Below are 15,858 nucleotides of genomic sequence, written 5' to 3'. Positions count from 1 at the left end.
CTCGGAGTGGGCGATCGGGATTGTCGGTGGGGTCTGCTGGGATGGGGCGATGGTCAGCAGACAGGGGTCCCGGTATCGGCTGGTCCGAGCCGAGGGTCGCAGCGCGGAGGCGCCGGTCCTGGATGCGGATCAGCAAGCGGTCGTTGATCATGCCGGCGGACCTCTGCTGGTGCTGGCCGGGCCGGGGACCGGGAAGACCACGACGTTGGTCGAGGCGGTCGTCGACCGGGTGCGAAATCGCGGGCTGAGTCCCGACCAGGTGCTGGTGCTGACGTTCGGGCGCAAGGCGGCGACCGAGCTGCGCGACCGGATCACCGGCCGGCTCGGGCGGACGACCCGGGTGATGCCGTCGATGACCTTCCATTCCTTCTGTTACGCGTTGCTGCGACGGTTCACACCGGCCGACGCGTTCGACGTACCGCTGCGGCTGCCGTCCGGGCCGGAGCAGTCCCTGCGGTTGAGCGAGGCGCTGTCCGGCAGTCGTGAGGTCGGTGCGGTGTCCTGGCCGGGGAGTCTGCATCCGGCGTTGAAGACGCGCGGGTTCACCGACGAGGTGCAGGCGGTGATCGGCAAGGCACGGCAGCTCGGGCTCGACCCGGAGGACCTGTCCGCGATCGGGCGCTCGGCGGACCGGGCCGAGTGGGTCGCGGTCGGCGACTTCTTCGAGGAGTACCTGCAGATCCTCGACCACGAGCAGGTGCTGGACTACTCCGAGCTGATCCACCGCGCAGTGATCCTGGCCCAGCAGCCGCTCGTCCAGGCCAAGCTGCGGACCGAGTTCAAGGCCGTCTTCGTCGACGAGTACCAGGACACCGATCCCGGTCAGATCAAGCTGCTCCAGGCGATCGCCGGCGACGGCCGCGACCTGGTCGTCGTGGGCGATCCGGACCAGTCGATCTACACGTTCCGCGGCGCCGACGTCCGTGGCCTGCTGCGCTTCACCGACGAGTTCCGAACGTCTGGTGGTGCGGAGGCTGCGCAGATCGCTTTGGGCACGACACGACGCTTCGGTACGACGCTGCAGCGGGTGTCTCGCAATGTCGTCAGTAGGTTGGGCGTGCCGGGGACACTGGACCGCGACACGTTCGAGCGCTTCCGGAATCCAGACGCCGGCGGATGCGTCTACGGCGCCGGCAAGGTCGAGGCGAACCTGTACTCGACCAGCGGTGCCGAGCTCGAACACATCGCGGATCTGCTGCGTCGCGCGCATGTGCAGGACGGGGTCGGCTGGAGCGAGATGGCGGTGCTGGTCCGGTCCGGCAGTCGTTCGATCCCGCCGTTGCGTCGTGCGCTCGCGGCCGCCGGGATCCCGGTCGATGTCGCCGGTGACGAACTGCCGTTGTCCCGGGAGCCCGCCGCACGTCCGATGCTGTTGGCTTTGCGGGCTGTTGCGGATCCGTCGACGCTGACGGTTGACGTCGTACGGACGCTGGCGTTGTCGCCGTTGGGGGCGATGGATGCCGGACAGTTGCGGCGGCTGGCGCGGGTGTTGCGGCGGCGGGATCGCGAGGCGGCCGGTGGGCAGCGGTTGCCGCGGTCGTCGGACGAGTTGCTGCGCGAGGCGTTGGTGAATCCGCTGCTCCTCGACGAGGAGGCGTCGCCGGCCGAGGCGCGGTTCGCGGCCCTGGGCGAGAGGTTGCTCAAGGCAAGGAACATCGTGACCGCGGGGGCCGCGCCGGACGAGGTGATGTGGTCGCTATGGTCGGACTCGCCGTGGTTGCGGCGGTTGCGCGGTCAGGCGCACTCCGGTGGGGAGACGGCGCGGGCGGCGAACCGGGATCTGGATTCCTTGTGCGCGTTGTTCGACGCGGCGAGCCGGGCCGAGGAGCAGGTCGGGTTCAAGGGGGTGTCGGCGTTCCTTTCGGAGCTCGAATCGCTCGACATCGCCGCGGACAACCGGTTCGACGGGACCTATCGCGAGGCCGGCGTCCAGCTGATGACGGCGCACCGGTCGAAGGGGTTGCAGTGGCGGCTGGTCGTCGTTGCCGGTGTGCAGGAAGGCCAGTGGCCGGATCTTCGGCGACGGGGTTCGCTGCTCGAGCCTGACCGGCTGGGGCCTGACGGGCTGGTCGATCCGTTGTCGGCCGGTGCCTTGCTGGCCGAGGAGAGACGGTTGTTCTACGTCGCGATCACCCGGGCCCGAGAGCGGTTGATCGTGACGGCGGTGCAGGCGCCCGAGGCGGACGGCGACCAACCGTCCAGATTCCTTGCCGAGCTCGACATTCCTTTGAAGCTGGTTGCCGGACGGCCGCGGCGGCCGTTGTCGTTGCACGGTCTGGTTGCTGATCTGCGGTGTGTGCTCGCGGATCCTGCGTCGTCGCCCGCCTTGCAGCGGGTCGCGGCTGATCGGTTGGCCCAGCTGGCCGACGCCGTGGACGGCCGGGAGCATCCCCTTGTGCCTACGGCCGATCCGTCGCGGTGGTGGGGTGTGCGGGAGCGCACTCGCTCGGAGCGGCCGATCGCGGATCCCGATCTGCCGGTGCCGTTGTCGGGGAGCGCGCTGACGACGATCGTGGACTGTCCACTGCGGTGGTTCCTGACCCGGCGGGCCGGCGGGGAAACGCCTAGTACGTCGGCGATCGGGTTCGGCATGGTGTTGCACACGCTGGCCGACGCGGTCGCGACCGGGACGTTGCCGCCGTCCGTGGACGAGCTGAACGGCTGGCTCGACAAGGTGTGGACGCAGTTGGAGTTCGAGTCCGCGTGGATCTCGGACCGGGAGCGCGTCGAGGCAGAGGCCGCGTTGCGACGGTTCGTCGCGTGGCACCAGGGCCGGCCGGATCGGACGCTGGTCGGGACGGAGGTCGAGTTCGACGTACTGCTCCCGGACACCGAGAAGCCGGCGGTTCGGGTCAAGGGCCGGATGGACCGCGTCGAGCAGGACACCGAGGGGACGATCCGGGTGGTCGACCTGAAGACGGGCCGGTCGCTGCCGACCAAGCCCGCGGTGGCGCGGCACGTACAGCTCGCGATCTACCAGCGCGCGATCGCGTCCCGCCAGCTGAAGGTCCTCGGCGACGAGCCGGTCGCCGGCGGCGCCGAGCTCGTCCAGCTCCGCCACGACGACAACGGCGGCTTCCCCAAGGTCCAGCACCAGGGCCCACTCGAGACCGACGAGGACGGCAAGACCTGGCTGGACGAAGCGGTCGACAACGCCGAGTCCATGGTCCGCACCGAAGAATTCACCGCCCAACGCAACGACGGCTGCACCCGCTGCGAAGCCCGCGCCCTCTGCCCCATCCAACCCGAAGGCCGAGAAATCGTCTGATGCGCGCACCCACCGCCGCCTGCCGCCCACCCCTCGGGACCTTGCCTCACCACCTCGTTTCGCCCACCACCTACCTCCACCCAGCACGCGGTCAGGCCATCGACGCCTCGTCTACCACGGGCCTCCGCCCGGGACGCAGTGGAGCCACCTGCTCGTCGTCCACCACCGACGCCCACCCCGCCGCCCGTCCCACCAGGCCCGAGCAAACACCGGCGACCCGGTGGGCACCCGCGGCCCGGTGGGCACCGGCGGGACGGCTGTGGGGGCCGGAGACACCATCTGGGGGTTGGGGACCTGAAATAACCTGTCTCAGCTCCCCAGTTCTTGGTTCAGGTCCCCACAGTTTGCTTGCCGGAGAGGAGTCCTGCTGATGCGTGCGCAGCTCAGCACCACGGCCGAACTGTGTGAGCTGCTGGGGATTCCGTTCAGTGATCAGCAGTTGGCGGCTATTACGGCTCCGTTGGCGCCCGGGGTGATTGTGGCGGGCGCCGGGTCCGGGAAGACGACCGCGATGGCGGCTCGGGTGGTGTGGTTGATCTGCACCGGGCAGGTGAAGCCGGAGGAAGTGCTCGGGCTGACGTTCACGAAGAAGGCGGCCAACGAGCTGGACGTGCGGATCCGCGAGGACCTGACGAAGGCCGGCGTACTCGGCTCGACCCTGCCGAAGGACCAGCACCCGATTCTCGCCGCCCACCTCCGCAGCAACATCCCGAACTGGGAACCGGAGGAGCCCGGCGAGCCCGTCGTCTCGACGTACCACGCGTTCGCGGGCACGCTGATCGCCGAGCACGGTCTCCGGCTCGGTCTCGAGCCCGACGCCCGCGTCCTCGCCGACGCGACCCGGTTCCAGCTCGCGGGTCGCGTCGTACGGCGATCCGCCGGGCCGATCCGGTTCGCGTCGCACCACGTGCCGACGCTGGTCAACAGCCTGCTCGCGCTCGACGGTGAGCTCGCTGACCACCTGCTCCGGGCGGATGACGTACGCGACCATGACGAGGCGGTCCGACGAGAGGTCGCCGCGGCACGCAAGCAGACGGTCGAGGTGCGCAAGCTCGCCGAGACCGCCTTGAAGCGTGGCGAGATCCTGCAACTCGTCGAGGAATACCAGGCGTACAAGGGAGAGCGCGGCGTCGTCGACTTCGCCGACCAGATGGCGCTCGGTGCGCGACTGGCCGAGGAGTGCCCGGAGGTCGCGGCGGTCGAGCGGTCGCGGCACAAGGTCGTGCTGCTCGACGAATACCAGGACACTTCGGTGTCGCAGCGCCGCATGCTGACCGCCCTCTTCGCCGGGGGCGACGGCTGCGGGCATCCCGTGACCGCGGTCGGCGACCCGTGCCAGGCGATCTACGGCTGGCGCGGCGCGTCCGTCGCGAACCTGGACGAGTTCCCGTCACATTTCCCCAACGCGGACGGTTCGCCGGCCCGCCGCTATGTACTGAGCGTCAACCGCCGCTGCGGCAGCCGGATCCTCGCCGCCGCCAACCAGCACGCGGCTGAGCTGTACGAGCAGCACCCCGGCGTGATCCCGCTCGAAGCCCCCGACAACGCACCCGAGGGCGCGATCACCGTCGGCCTGTTCGAGACGCGCTCGCAGGAGATCGAGTGGGTCGCCGACGCGATCGTCGCCGCGCACCGCACCCCGAACCGCCGGTGGAAGGACATCGGCATCCTGATGCGGACGAATGTCGACCTCAGCGCGGTCCACGAAGCCCTGATTGCGCGCAAGGTCCCGGTCGAGGTGGTCGGCCTCGGCGGACTGCTGGCGCTCCCCGAGGTCGTCGACGTCGTCGCGACGCTGCAAGCGGTCAACGACCTCACCGCCAACGCGGCCATGCTGCGGATCCTGACCGGTCCGCGCTTCCGGATCGGCCACCGCGACCTTGCCCTGCTGGCCAACCGGGCGCGCACCCTCGCCGATGCCGGCGAACGCCCCGCCGCCGACGACCTGGTCGCCGCACTCGACGCCGCGGTCGCCGGGATGGACTCCACCGAGGTCATCTCTCTCGCCGAGGCGGTCGACGATCCAGGGCCGAACGCGTGGGGCTACGCACCGGAGGCCCTGGTCCGCTTCAAGGAACTCTCGACCGAGCTGCGCGAGCTGCGTGCGCACGCGGGGGAGCCGCTACTCGACCTGGTCCGGCGGGTGATCAGTACGATCGGCCTGGACGTCGAGCTCACCGCCACGCCCGGCCACGTCGACGCCGGCCGCCGCGACCACCTCGCGGCCTTCTTGGATGCCGTCGGCAACTTCGTGTCCACCGAGTCGGACGGTTCGCTCGACGGCTTGCTGGCGTATCTGGCCGCCGAGGAGGAATACGCCGCCGGCCTCGATCTCGCCGTACCGAGTGAAGCCGACTCGGTGAAGCTGCTCACCACGCACCGGTCGAAGGGTCTGGAGTGGCCGATCGTCTTCGTGCCGACGCTGGTCCAGAAGGTGTTTCCGTCGGATCGCGGCCGGGACAAATGGACCACGAACGCGAAGGTGCTGCCGTGGCCGCTGCGCGGTGACGCCGACACGCTGCCCGACATCCACGACCTGTCCAACGCCGGGCTGAAGTCGTTCGCGGACGAGTGCAAGGACGTGAACGCGTTGGAGGAGCGGCGGCTCGGGTACGTCGCTTTCACCCGGGCGAAGGAGATCCTCGTCGCCACCGGGCACTGGTGGGGTCCGACGCAGAAGCGCCCGCGCGGACCGTCGTCGTACCTTTCGATGCTGAAGAAGCACGCCGGCGAGCGGGTCGTCGAGTGGGCCGAGCAGCCCGAGTTGACCGCGGAGAATCCGGAGCTCGCCGAGCAGACGATGGCTCCGTGGCCGACGCCGTACGACGTGGAGTCGTACCAGCGGCGGTTGGATTCGGCGGCGCTGGTGCAGCAGGCGCGGGTCGAAGGGCCGTCGATGGAGGCCGAGGAGTCGCTGCTGCTGGACGAGCAGGCGACGGTCGCGCGATGGGACTCCGAGATCGAGCGATTGTTGTCCGAGGCAAGGGAAAGCCGGAGCCGGAAGGCGTACGACGTGACGCTGCCGGCGGCCCTGTCCGCGACCCAGGTGATGCGCCTGGCCAAGGACCCGGACGGCCTGGCGTCCGAGCTGGCCCGTCCGATGCCCCGCAAACCCAATCGCGCGGCCCGGTTCGGCACCCGCTTCCACGCTTGGGTCGAGAGCTACTTCGGTCAGCAACTCCTGCTCGACCCCGACGACCTGCCTGGCGCCGCGGACGAGGACATCGTCGACGACACCGACCTGACCGAACTCATGGACGCCTTCCGCATCGGCCCGTACGGCGAAACCACGCCGTACGAGATCGAGGCCCCGTTCGCCCTCGCCCTCGGCGGCCGAGTCATCCGCGGCCGCATCGACGCCGTCTACCAGGTCGTCCGCCCGGATGGCTCCCGCGGCTACGACGTCATCGACTGGAAGACCACCCGCACCGAATCTGCCGACCCCCTCCAACTAGCCATCTACCGAGTCGCCTGGTCCGAACTCATGAACATCCCCCTCCACCAGATAACCGCCGCCTTCTACTACGTCCGCACCGCGGACATAGTCCGCCCCGAGAACCTCCCCGAGAAGGCGGAACTGGTCCAACTCCTGAACGGCTAGCAGACGAGGTCCGCCGGCACGACCCGCACCGGGAACGGGAGCTCCGCCTCGAACACATCCTTGCCGACGACAACCGCTCGCTCGACGTAAACCCCGCTGACAAGCTCAAGCACAGTCAACTGCTCCTTGGTGGGGTCGAGCATCCAGTAGGACGTGACACCGGCCCGCTCGTACAGGTGGCGCTTGAGTACTCGGTCGACTGTATGGGTCGCTGACGCCAGGATCTCAACGGCGAGCAGCAGCTGCTTCTCGATCCGTTGCCCAGCAGGGCGATCGGTTAGGGCGCGCGGAGCAGCTCAGCCGGGATGACCTGCACAGGGAACGGAAGCGTCGCCTCGAAGACTTTCTCACCGGCGACTACGTCTCGCTCGAGGTAGGCGCCATCCACGAGCTCGAGCACGGTCAGAGTTACCTTGTCCGGATCCAGAATCCAGTAGGAGCGTACGCCGGCCTGCTCGTACACCCCGCGCTTCAGAAGGAGGTCGAGCATCTTGGTGCTCGGCGACAGGATTTCGACCGCAAGGGCCAGCGGCTTCTTTGCGTGCTTCGCGCCATGCTCGTCGGGGTTGCACACCAGCACGTCGGGCTGGAGCGAGCGCTTGGACGTCGGCCGGTAGTCGAATGGTGCGACGAGGACCTCGAACCCGGCTGGGCGCGCGACATTGAGCGTGGAGCTGAGCTGGACCACAGCTCTCTGATGGATCCTCGAAGGTGACGGCGTCACGTACAGGCCACCGTCGATGATTTCGCGCCGTCTCCCGTCGTCGGGTGCGATGTCGAGGTAGGCCAACGTGTAGGGCCCTGACTCAAGGGTTTCCACGGACACAATGGTGCCTCCTTCTCGGTCACTGGACCAGCATGGCGGGGTCGGAGAGGTGGTCGGTGCCGTTTCGGTGATCTGCCCCGGGTTGCCCCGGTATCTGCCCCTGGGTGCCCCGCACGGCGGTCATCTCGTCAGGTCCGCGGGGGTGAGGGCAATGGGGAACGGCTGGGTGGCGTGGAAGGTTTGTTCGGCTTGGACCACGGCTTGGCAGATGTAGCCCGTGTCGGTCAGTTGCAGGACTGTTAGTTCGTGGTGGGTGGGGTCCAGCAGCCAGTACGACGGGACTTCGTGGCGTTCGTAAAGGGTGCGTTTGAGGACTATGTCGGTGGTGCGGGTGGAGGGGGAGAGGACCTCGACGGTCAGGAGGGGTGGGGCTTGTAGGAGGTTGCGGCCGGCGTCTGGGCGGTGGCAGACGAGGAGGTCGGGGCGGAGGGAGATGCTGCGGGTGGGACGGAAGTCGAGGGAGCCTACGGAGACGAGGAGGTTCGGTGGGCAGGCGTGTTTCAGCTGGATCATGAGCGCTACGACCGCGGCGTGGTGGACCGGTGGTTGGGCGCCCGTGACGAGCAGGCTTCCATCCACGACCTCGTACCGTCTGCCGTCTCGGGACACGGGGGGCTGGTCAGGCTCCGCGATGCCTGGCCGCCTCTGGACGGTCTGTTCGCTGATCACCCCAACAGCTTGACCGATTCCGGTGACACGCCGCGGAAGTTATCCACAGTGAAGGCGCCAGCAGACCCTCCCGGTCCAGTAACGGCGACAGGAAGCGGAAGATGCAGTCGAAACCGGCCCGTATCCTGACGGCCCCCGCAGCCGTCCAGACTGGTATGACCATGACCGACGCACTCGACCTGCCGGAGCTCCGAGCCGCCTGGGACGCGCGCAAGCAGTTCCTCGACCGACTGGAGCCGCTGCGCTCCGACCTGTACGCGTACTGCCGCCGCCTGACCGGCAACGCCTTCGACGCCGAGGACTTGGTCCAGGAGTCGCTCGCCCGCGCGTTCACCCAGGCCGCGCAGGCGCACAGCCCCATCGCGAACCCGCGTGCCTGGCTCTTTCGGGTGGCGACCAACGCGTACGTCGACAGCTACCGCAAGCAGACGCCCGTCCTCGTGGAGTCACTGGAGCAGGCCGCACCTGCCGGTACGGATCCAGCGGAGGTTCGGGACGCCTGGGCTGAACTCGTGACGCTGTTGCCGCCGCAGGAGCGGGCAGCGCTCGCCCTGAAGGACCTGTTCGGCTTCACGCTCGCCGAGGTCGCCGACGTACTGCGGACCTCCGTGGGTGCTGTCAAAGCCGCACTGCACCGTGGACGCGGCCGGCTGGACTCACCGGGACGCGAGCGGTCCCTGAAGACACGCGAGGCTCCGGACCGCCGTTTGCTCGATGCGGTCGCCGACGCGTTCACGGCGTACGACGTACCGCGGCTGACCGCACTCCTCCTCGCTGACGCTGACAGCGAGATCCTGGGTGTCTTGACCGAGTACGGCGCCGACCAGATCCGGCGGGGCTCGATCGAGCACACCCTGGACCCGGCGAAGCCGTACCGCTACACAGCCCAGGTTGTGGACCTGTGGGACGAGCCAGTGCTGGTCATCCGCATCGTCAAGGACGGCAAGGCCGCCGTGAACGACCTGATGCGCCTCACCACCGAGGATGGCAGGGTCCGCTCGATCCGCTGGTACTACTTCTCGCCCGACTTCCTCACCGAGGTCGCCGCCGAGCTCGGCGAACCCGTGGAGCTCAACGGTCACCACTACTGAAGGCGGATGTTCGACGTAGGCCGCGTGGTGGATGCGTGGCGGCACCCGGGCTGCCTACGGTGGAGGCATGTTGATTGCCGAGGATCTCTTGTTGCTGTTGTACGACGACGAGAGTGGGAAGCCGATTGCCGGGTCGCCAGGCCTGGATTACGCGCTGGCGGGTGCGGTGCTGATCGAGCTGACGCTGCTCGGGAAGACCGACATCACCTCCGCTGGGGACGGGGTCAAGCCCGGTCGGCTGAAGGTGCTGGATGCTGCGCCGACCGGTGATCCGATCCTGGACGAGCGGCTGGCGTTCGTGGTGGGCAAGCCTGGCAAGCGGCCGAAGGATCAGATCGGCCGGCTCTCGAAGAAGTTGCGCGACCAACTGCTCACCCGGCTCGCCGACCGCGGGGTGCTGGAGGCGGACGAGGACAAGGTGCTCGGGCTGTTCCCGGTGACCCGCTGGCCGGCCAAGGATGCTCGGCACGAAGCTGAGGTGCGTTCCAAGCTCGAGGCCGTGCTGAAGGTGGGCACCACGCCGGACGAGCGCACCGGTGCGCTGATCGCGTTGCTGAGCGCGCTGAACGTCGTAGCGAAGGTTGTCACCGATGCGGTGGACAAGAAGGCGCTCAAGCAGCGGGCGAAGCAGATCGCCGAGTCGGACTGGGCTGCGGACGCGGTGCGGAAGGCCGTCACCGAGATGCAGGCCGCAGTCACCGCGGCGATCGTCGTCGCCAGCTCTACGGCTGCCGCGTCAGGGAGTAGTTGAGGCGGCCAGCCGGGCCTTGATGTCCGGCTTCAGAACCTTGCCGACCTTGGAGCGCGGTAGGTCGGGCCAGACCAGGACGTCCTTTGGTGCCTTGACGCTGCCGATGCGTTCCTTGGCGAAGGCGATCAGCTCCGCGGCCTCGACCGACGCGCCGGGCTGGAGCTGGACGACGGCGACCACCCGCTCGCCCCACTTGTCGTCCGGCAAACCGATCACCGCACAGTCCTGGACCTCGGTGTGCGCCATCAGCGCCTGCTCGACCTCGGTGGAGTACACGTTGAAGCCGCCGGTGATGATCATGTCCTTGGCCCGGTCGACGATGTACAGGTAGTTCTCGTCGTCCAGGTAGCCGATGTCACCCGTGTGGTGCCATCCGTACGCCGCGGCTTCCGCAGTGGCCTCGGGATTGCGGTAGTACCCCTTCATCACCAGCGAACCGCGGACCACGATCTCGCCCCGCTCCCCCCGTGGGAGCAGGGACCCGTCCGCGGCCATGATCGCGGTCGTGACCAGCGGAGCCGGCCGTCCGGCCGACGCCAGCCGTCCTCGTGCAATGTTGCCGGAGGCATCGAAATGCTCGGCCGGCGGCAGGATCGAGATCATCATCGGCGCCTCGGTCTGCCCGAAGAACTGGGCCATCACCGGGCCGATCCGCTGCAGCGCCTCCTCGAGTCTCGACACCGACATCGGCGCGGCGCCGTACCAGAAGCAGCGCAGCGACGAGAGGTCCGTGCTGTCGAGCTCCGGCGCCGCGAGCACCATGTAGATCACCGTCGGTGGCAGGAAGGTGTGCGTCACGCGATGCCGCGGGATCAGCTCCAGGAATCTGTGGACGTCGGGCGCCCGCATGATGACGATCTCGCCACCGGACGCGAGCACGGGGAAGCACAGCACGCCGGCCGCGTGGGTCAGCGGAGCGAGCGCGAGGTAGACCGGCCGATCGCCGAACGGATATCCCATCAGGGTCAGCGCCGTCATCGTCTCCAGGTTGCCGTTGCTCAGCATCACGCCCTTCGGCCGCCCCGTGGTCCCACCGGTCCCGACGATCAACGCCAACTCGTCGGGACCGGTGAGATCGGGTGCCGGCTGGGACACGCCCCCGAAGAACGCGTCCCAACCGACGGTCCGGCCCTGGAGGTGGGGGGTTGGGCCGGAGCCGGGATCCCGGTCCAGGCAGACGAAGGTGTGAACCTTCGGCAGCTCGTCCCGGATCCTGTTCACCAGGGGCTCGAAGGCCGCCTGGTAGATCAGTACTTCACAGTCGAACTGGTCGAGTACCTCGCGGTTCTCGGCCGCCTCGTTGCGCGGGTTGATCGGGCACCAGACCGCCCCGGCGCGGCTGATCCCGAACACGCAGCTGAACGCGATCGGATCGTTCGCCGCCAGGATCGCGACCTTGCCACCCGGTCGTACGCCGGTCGCCGCGAGGCCGGCCGCGATCCGGAACGACAGCTGCTGGACCTCGGCGTACGAGAGTGTCTCGCCGTCGGTGGTCAGGCAGGCTGCGTCCGGACCGAGCGAGGCGCCCTTGTCGAGGTAGTCGACCAGTCGCACTGTGACTCCCCTCAGTGGAGCCTGGTCAGCTGTGGCTCGGACACCAGCCCGAAGCTGCGCAGAACGCCGAGCAGCTCATGGTGACCGAACGCCTGGCAACCACTCGCGAAGCCCACACGCTTCGGCGGTGTCTGCAGCAGTGAGTACGCCGCATACGCCTGGAGCAGACCGGTCTGCTGGTAGTTGCTGTTGCCGTGGATGACACAGTGCGCCCGGCCGAGTGGTCCGGAGGCATGGACGGAGTCCAGCGTCTTGTTCACCCGCCGGTTCTCCCGGGGCGGCATCTGGTTCATCACCTGCCGGGCCGTCGCGGTCAGAGCTGCGTCGCGCTCGTCGGGAGCCATGTCCTTGGTGGCTTCCAGTGCTGCGGCGACGATCTGCGGTACGCCGTTCATCAGTGCGGCGTTGAAGACACCGCCCTGCGCCTTGCAGTTGGCCACGCGCGGATCGCGCTTGAACCAGACCGGGTGCGACATGCCGCCCCAGGGCAGGGACAAGGCGAGTTCGTGCTGCCCTGGCACCACCAGAGGCACAAGGCCCTGCTCGGGAAACTCGACGAACTCGTTGTGCTCCAGGAAGTGCGCCTTGGACGTCGCCGCGTTGACCAGGATGGTCCGGGTCGACGCGATGGTCGGACTGCCGCCCCAGAACACCGCGATGTCCAGGGTGTCCAGGCCGGGCTCGTCCAGGCACAGTTGGGCCGCGATCTCGCTGGTGGTGTACATCTGTGCGATTCCCGGAGCCAGCAACAGTCCTGCGTCGGCGAACTGCGGACCGTACTTCTCGTCGCAGGTCATCAGCCAGTCCTGCTCGCCGGTGGTGTCGGTGTAGTGCGCACCGGCCGCAAGAGCCGCCTCGACAGCGGCTGGGCCGAGCTCGCTGAACGGTCCCACCGTGTTGAGCACGACTGACGCGCCCTTGAACAGATCGGTCAGGGCGGCGACGTCATGTTCGACAGTCGCGATCTCGTAGTCGGCGGTCTCGATTCCCGGAACGTGGGAATCCATCGACGCCTTCAGCTTGGCCTCGTCGCGACCGGCGGCCACGAACGGGACGTGGTAATGACGGAGGTACTCACACACGAGCCGTCCGGTGTAGCCGGACGCGCCGTACACGACGACAGGTTTGTTACTCATCCCCTCACATCCCCATGCCGCCGTCGACCGGCAGACCGATGCCGGTGATGAACCGTGATTCGTCCGAGGCCAGGAAGACGACGGCGTCGGCGATGTCGGCGACCTCACCGAGCCGTCCGGCCGGCGTCAGGCCGATCACCGCGGCGACCGCGGCCTCAGGGGACTCGAACAGTCCGAGCTCGGCGCAGTCGTTGGCCAGACCGGCGCCCATCGCGGTCGGCACCAGGCCGGGGTAGATGCAGTTGACGCGTACGCCGTACCCGAGCTTGCCGGACTCCATCGCGGCGACCCGGGTCAGCCGGTCGACCGCGGACTTGGTCGCGGAGTAGACCGCGATGCCCGGGAACGCGATGGTCGCGGCGACCGACGAGACGTTGATGATCGCGCCACCCTGGCCGGCCAATCCGTCCGGACGCATGGTCCGCAGGCCCCACTTGATCCCGAGCGTGGTGCCGAGCACGTTGACGTCGAGCATCTTGCGGATCTGGTCGGCGGTCACCTCGGTGAGCAGGCTGGTGATCTCGATGCCCGCGTTGTTCACCAGGATGTCCAGGCCGCCGAGGATGTCGTTGGCCGCGACGACGGCGTTCTCCCAGCTGCCTTCGTCGGTGATGTCGTGGGCGACGAAGCCGTTGCCGCCGCCGTACTCGGCGTCGAGGGCGTCGGCGACGGCCTCGCCGGCATCCTTCTGCAGATCGCTGACCACTACCTTGGCGCCGGCCGCGGCGAGCGCCTTCGCCATCCCCTCGCCGAGCCCCTGGGCCCCGCCGGTGACGAGGGCCTTGCGGCCAGAGAGATCGAGTCCGCCCATCTGAAGCTCCTTTACTCGAAGAACACTGCCTCGAAGGACACCGGGGTTCGGTTCACACTCTGGCCAGGGTTTTGACACTCGTCAAGACTTTGTTGGACACTTGTCAAGAAAATCTCCCCGCCGTGGGACGCGCCTGGCCCGCGGCGGGGTACGCTGACGCGAACGAACCCGCCGGACGACTGGGGAGTGTGCGATGACCGCGATCTCGGCGAACGCCCCTGACCCGGACCGGCCGGCCCGGGTCTCGAGGATCGACAAGATCGAGCGCCGCCGGATCGCGCTGGCCGAGTCGGCGCTGAAGACCCTCGGCGAGCTCGGGTACGCGCGGACCAGCCTGCGGGAGATCGCGAACAACTCCGAGTTCACCCACGGCGTCGTGCACTACTACTTCCGCGACAAGATCGACCTGATCAGCTACTGCGTGCGGTACTACAAGACCAAGTGCGCACAGCGGTACGACGAGGTCGTCGAGACCGCGACCTCGGCCGACGAACTGGCCGTCGGCTTCCTGGGCAAGATGACCCAGACGCTGGTCGAGGAGACCCCGATGCACCGGCTCTGGTACGACCTGCGGGCGCAGAGCATGTTCGAGGAGCAGCTCCGGCCGGATGTCGTGGCGATCGATCAGCTGCTGGAGCAGATGATCTGGCGGATCCTCAGCCGCTACGCCGACCTGGCCGGCGGCACTCCGACCGTCGACGCCCCGACGGCGTACGCACTGGTCGACGGTCTGTTCGAGCAGGCCGTGGTCGGCTACACCGAGGACCCGGAGAAGGTGGCGGACCTGCTGGCCGATCGGGTCAAGCAGGTCCTCCCGAAACTCGTCGCGGCGTAACCCGCGCTACTCGGCTCCGCAGTTCGCCTTGCAGAGCTTGTCGGTCAGCGTGAGGATCGCTCCGGGCTGGTCGGAGTCGACCTCGGTCGAGAACTCGACGGTCCAGTTGCCGGCCGTGGTCTGCGCCGACGCCTTGCCCTGCTGCTGTTTCAGCCAGTCGGCGATCTGACCGCGGGGATTCACGTGGGCCAGCTCCAGCGCCTGCGGTGCGAAGTCGGACAGCTTCGTCGCCGCCTCAGCGGCTACCCCGGTCGCCTGCAGTGAGAGCACTGGCGGGCGTGGGTGCGTCCCGATCAGCACCTGGATCGACGTGGTGCCCTGGCTACAGGTCTGGTACGCCTCGTCGGTGCTGCACTGGTACTTCTTGCCGGCGAAGGCCGCGACCACCTGTGCGGCCGTCAGGTCGGGCAGCTTCTCCTCAGGGGTGCTCGCGCTCGAGGAGGCTGTCGGGCCGGCGGACGTCGGCGTGCTGGAGGTGGTCGCAGCCGACTTGCTGTCGTCGGATGTGCTGTCGTCGGACTTGCCGGAGCAGGCCGCCGTACCGATGAGGATCGCGGCGCACGCCAGGACGGCCGCGCCCTGCCGGGGGTTCAGACCGGCACCTCGATCGCCGCGTCGAGGGCGATCGTGATCATCTCGGAGAACGTCGTCTGGCGCTCCTCGGCAGTCGTCTCCTCCTTGGTGATCAGGTGATCGGAGACCGTCATGATGCCGAGCGCGCGACGGCCGAACTTGGCCGCCAGCGTATAGAGCGCCGAGGCCTCCATCTCGATGCCGAGTACGCCGTACTCCGCCGTCCGCGACACCAGGTCAGGCCGGTCGTTGTAGAACAGGTCGCCGGAGAACACCTGGCCGACGTGCACGTTCAGCCCGGCCGCCTCGGCCGCGTCCACCGCCGCGCGGAGCAGCTGGTAGTCCGCGGTCGGCGCGTAGTCGATGCCGTGGAAGCGCAGCCGGTTCATCTGCGAGTCGGTGCTCGCGGACATCGCCACGATCACGTCGCGGACCCGGACGGCCTCGGTCAGCGCGCCACACGTCCCGACCCGGATCAGGGTCTGTACGTCGTACTCCGCGAACAGCTCGTGCGCGTAGATGGAGGCCGACGGCTGGCCCATGCCGGAACCCTGCACAGAGATCCGCTCACCCTTGTAGGTGCCGGTGAACCCGAACATGTTCCGGATCTCGGTGTAGCAGGTCACGTCCGACAGGTAGGTCTCCGCGATCCACTTGGCCCGCAGTGGGTCGCCGGGGAACAGCACCCGCGGTGCGATCTGCCCCTTCTCGGCGGCGATGTGAATACTCATGCGGGGATGCTC

General features: G+C 68.3%; 12 protein-coding genes and 1 pseudogene. 5 read left to right on the top strand and 8 right to left on the bottom strand.

Annotated features, from left to right (window positions below):
* The first annotated feature begins 49 nt into the window (after window positions 1-49).
* Both OG558_RS01545 and OG558_RS01540 read left to right on the top strand, forming a co-directional pair.
* Window positions 50-3,268: an ATP-dependent helicase gene (locus tag OG558_RS01545; RefSeq protein WP_405068609.1), complete on the top strand. Its 3,219-nt coding sequence runs from the start codon at window positions 50-52 to the stop codon at window positions 3,266-3,268.
* Window positions 3,269-3,638: 370 nt separating this feature from the next.
* Complete coding sequence (locus OG558_RS01540; RefSeq protein WP_405068608.1) at window positions 3,639-6,869, top strand: UvrD-helicase domain-containing protein; 3,231 nt, start codon at window positions 3,639-3,641, stop codon at window positions 6,867-6,869.
* On the opposite strand, the pseudogene OG558_RS01535 reads toward OG558_RS01540, so the two are convergent.
* From OG558_RS01535 to OG558_RS01525, 3 genes and pseudogenes are all read right to left on the bottom strand, one after another.
* Window positions 6,866-7,132: pseudogene (locus OG558_RS01535) on the bottom strand (Uma2 family endonuclease); the annotation flags it as partial. The gene OG558_RS01540 and the pseudogene OG558_RS01535 overlap by 4 nt on opposite strands.
* 14 nt (window positions 7,133-7,146) lie before the next feature.
* Window positions 7,147-7,689: a Uma2 family endonuclease gene (locus OG558_RS01530; RefSeq protein ID WP_405068607.1), complete on the bottom strand. Its 543-nt coding sequence runs from the start codon at window positions 7,687-7,689 to the stop codon at window positions 7,147-7,149.
* A 126-nt stretch (window positions 7,690-7,815) separates the two neighbouring features.
* Window positions 7,816-8,364 (bottom strand): Uma2 family endonuclease, encoded by a 549-nt coding sequence (locus OG558_RS01525; RefSeq protein ID WP_405068606.1) that lies wholly within the window; start codon window positions 8,362-8,364, stop codon window positions 7,816-7,818.
* A gap of 161 nt (window positions 8,365-8,525) precedes the next feature.
* On the opposite strand from OG558_RS01525, the gene OG558_RS01520 reads away from it, so the two are divergent.
* Together OG558_RS01520 and OG558_RS01515 are read left to right on the top strand one after the other, a co-directional pair.
* Window positions 8,526-9,455 carry a sigma-70 family RNA polymerase sigma factor gene (locus OG558_RS01520; protein WP_405068605.1) on the top strand — a complete coding sequence of 310 codons (930 nt, stop codon included), beginning with the start codon at window positions 8,526-8,528 and terminating at the stop codon, window positions 9,453-9,455.
* 67 nt (window positions 9,456-9,522) lie between these two features.
* A complete protein-coding gene (locus OG558_RS01515; RefSeq protein ID WP_405068604.1) occupies window positions 9,523-10,206 on the top strand; it encodes a GPP34 family phosphoprotein in 684 nt (227 codons plus the stop codon).
* On the opposite strand, the gene OG558_RS01510 is transcribed toward OG558_RS01515, so the two are convergent.
* The 3 genes from OG558_RS01510 to OG558_RS01500 are packed head-to-tail and all read right to left on the bottom strand — an operon-like array spanning window position 10,192 to window position 13,707.
* Window positions 10,192-11,760: an acyl-CoA synthetase gene (locus OG558_RS01510; protein ID WP_405068603.1), complete on the bottom strand. Its 1,569-nt coding sequence runs from the start codon at window positions 11,758-11,760 to the stop codon at window positions 10,192-10,194. The two genes, OG558_RS01515 and OG558_RS01510, sit on opposite strands and share 15 nt — an antisense overlap.
* Before the next feature lie 11 nt (window positions 11,761-11,771).
* Window positions 11,772-12,896 (bottom strand): DUF5938 domain-containing protein, encoded by a 1,125-nt coding sequence (locus OG558_RS01505; protein WP_405068602.1) that lies wholly within the window; start codon window positions 12,894-12,896, stop codon window positions 11,772-11,774.
* A 4-nt stretch (window positions 12,897-12,900) separates the two neighbouring features.
* Window positions 12,901-13,707, bottom strand: coding sequence for an SDR family NAD(P)-dependent oxidoreductase (locus tag OG558_RS01500; protein ID WP_329480997.1), 807 nt, complete (start codon window positions 13,705-13,707; stop codon window positions 12,901-12,903).
* 193 nt (window positions 13,708-13,900) lie between these two features.
* Here OG558_RS01500 and OG558_RS01495 point away from each other — a divergent pair, with 193 nt between their 5' ends.
* Window positions 13,901-14,542, top strand: coding sequence for a TetR/AcrR family transcriptional regulator (locus tag OG558_RS01495; RefSeq protein WP_405068601.1), 642 nt, complete (start codon window positions 13,901-13,903; stop codon window positions 14,540-14,542).
* A 6-nt stretch (window positions 14,543-14,548) separates the two neighbouring features.
* On the opposite strand, the gene OG558_RS01490 is transcribed toward OG558_RS01495, so the two are convergent.
* Window positions 14,549-14,929, bottom strand: a complete 381-nt coding sequence (locus OG558_RS01490) for a hypothetical protein (RefSeq protein ID WP_405068600.1) — start codon at window positions 14,927-14,929, stop codon at window positions 14,549-14,551.
* A 203-nt stretch (window positions 14,930-15,132) separates the two neighbouring features.
* On the bottom strand, window positions 15,133-15,846 hold the full coding sequence (gene deoD / locus OG558_RS01485; RefSeq protein WP_328518646.1) for a purine-nucleoside phosphorylase: 714 nt from the start codon (window positions 15,844-15,846) through the stop codon (window positions 15,133-15,135).
* Window positions 15,847-15,858 lie beyond the last annotated feature (12 nt).

This window comes from Kribbella sp. NBC_01510 (assembly GCF_045040325.1).
Taxonomy (GTDB): domain Bacteria; phylum Actinomycetota; class Actinomycetes; order Propionibacteriales; family Kribbellaceae; genus Kribbella.
Note: the sequence above shows the minus strand (reverse complement) of the source record. Positions and strands in the feature narration are given on the sequence as shown.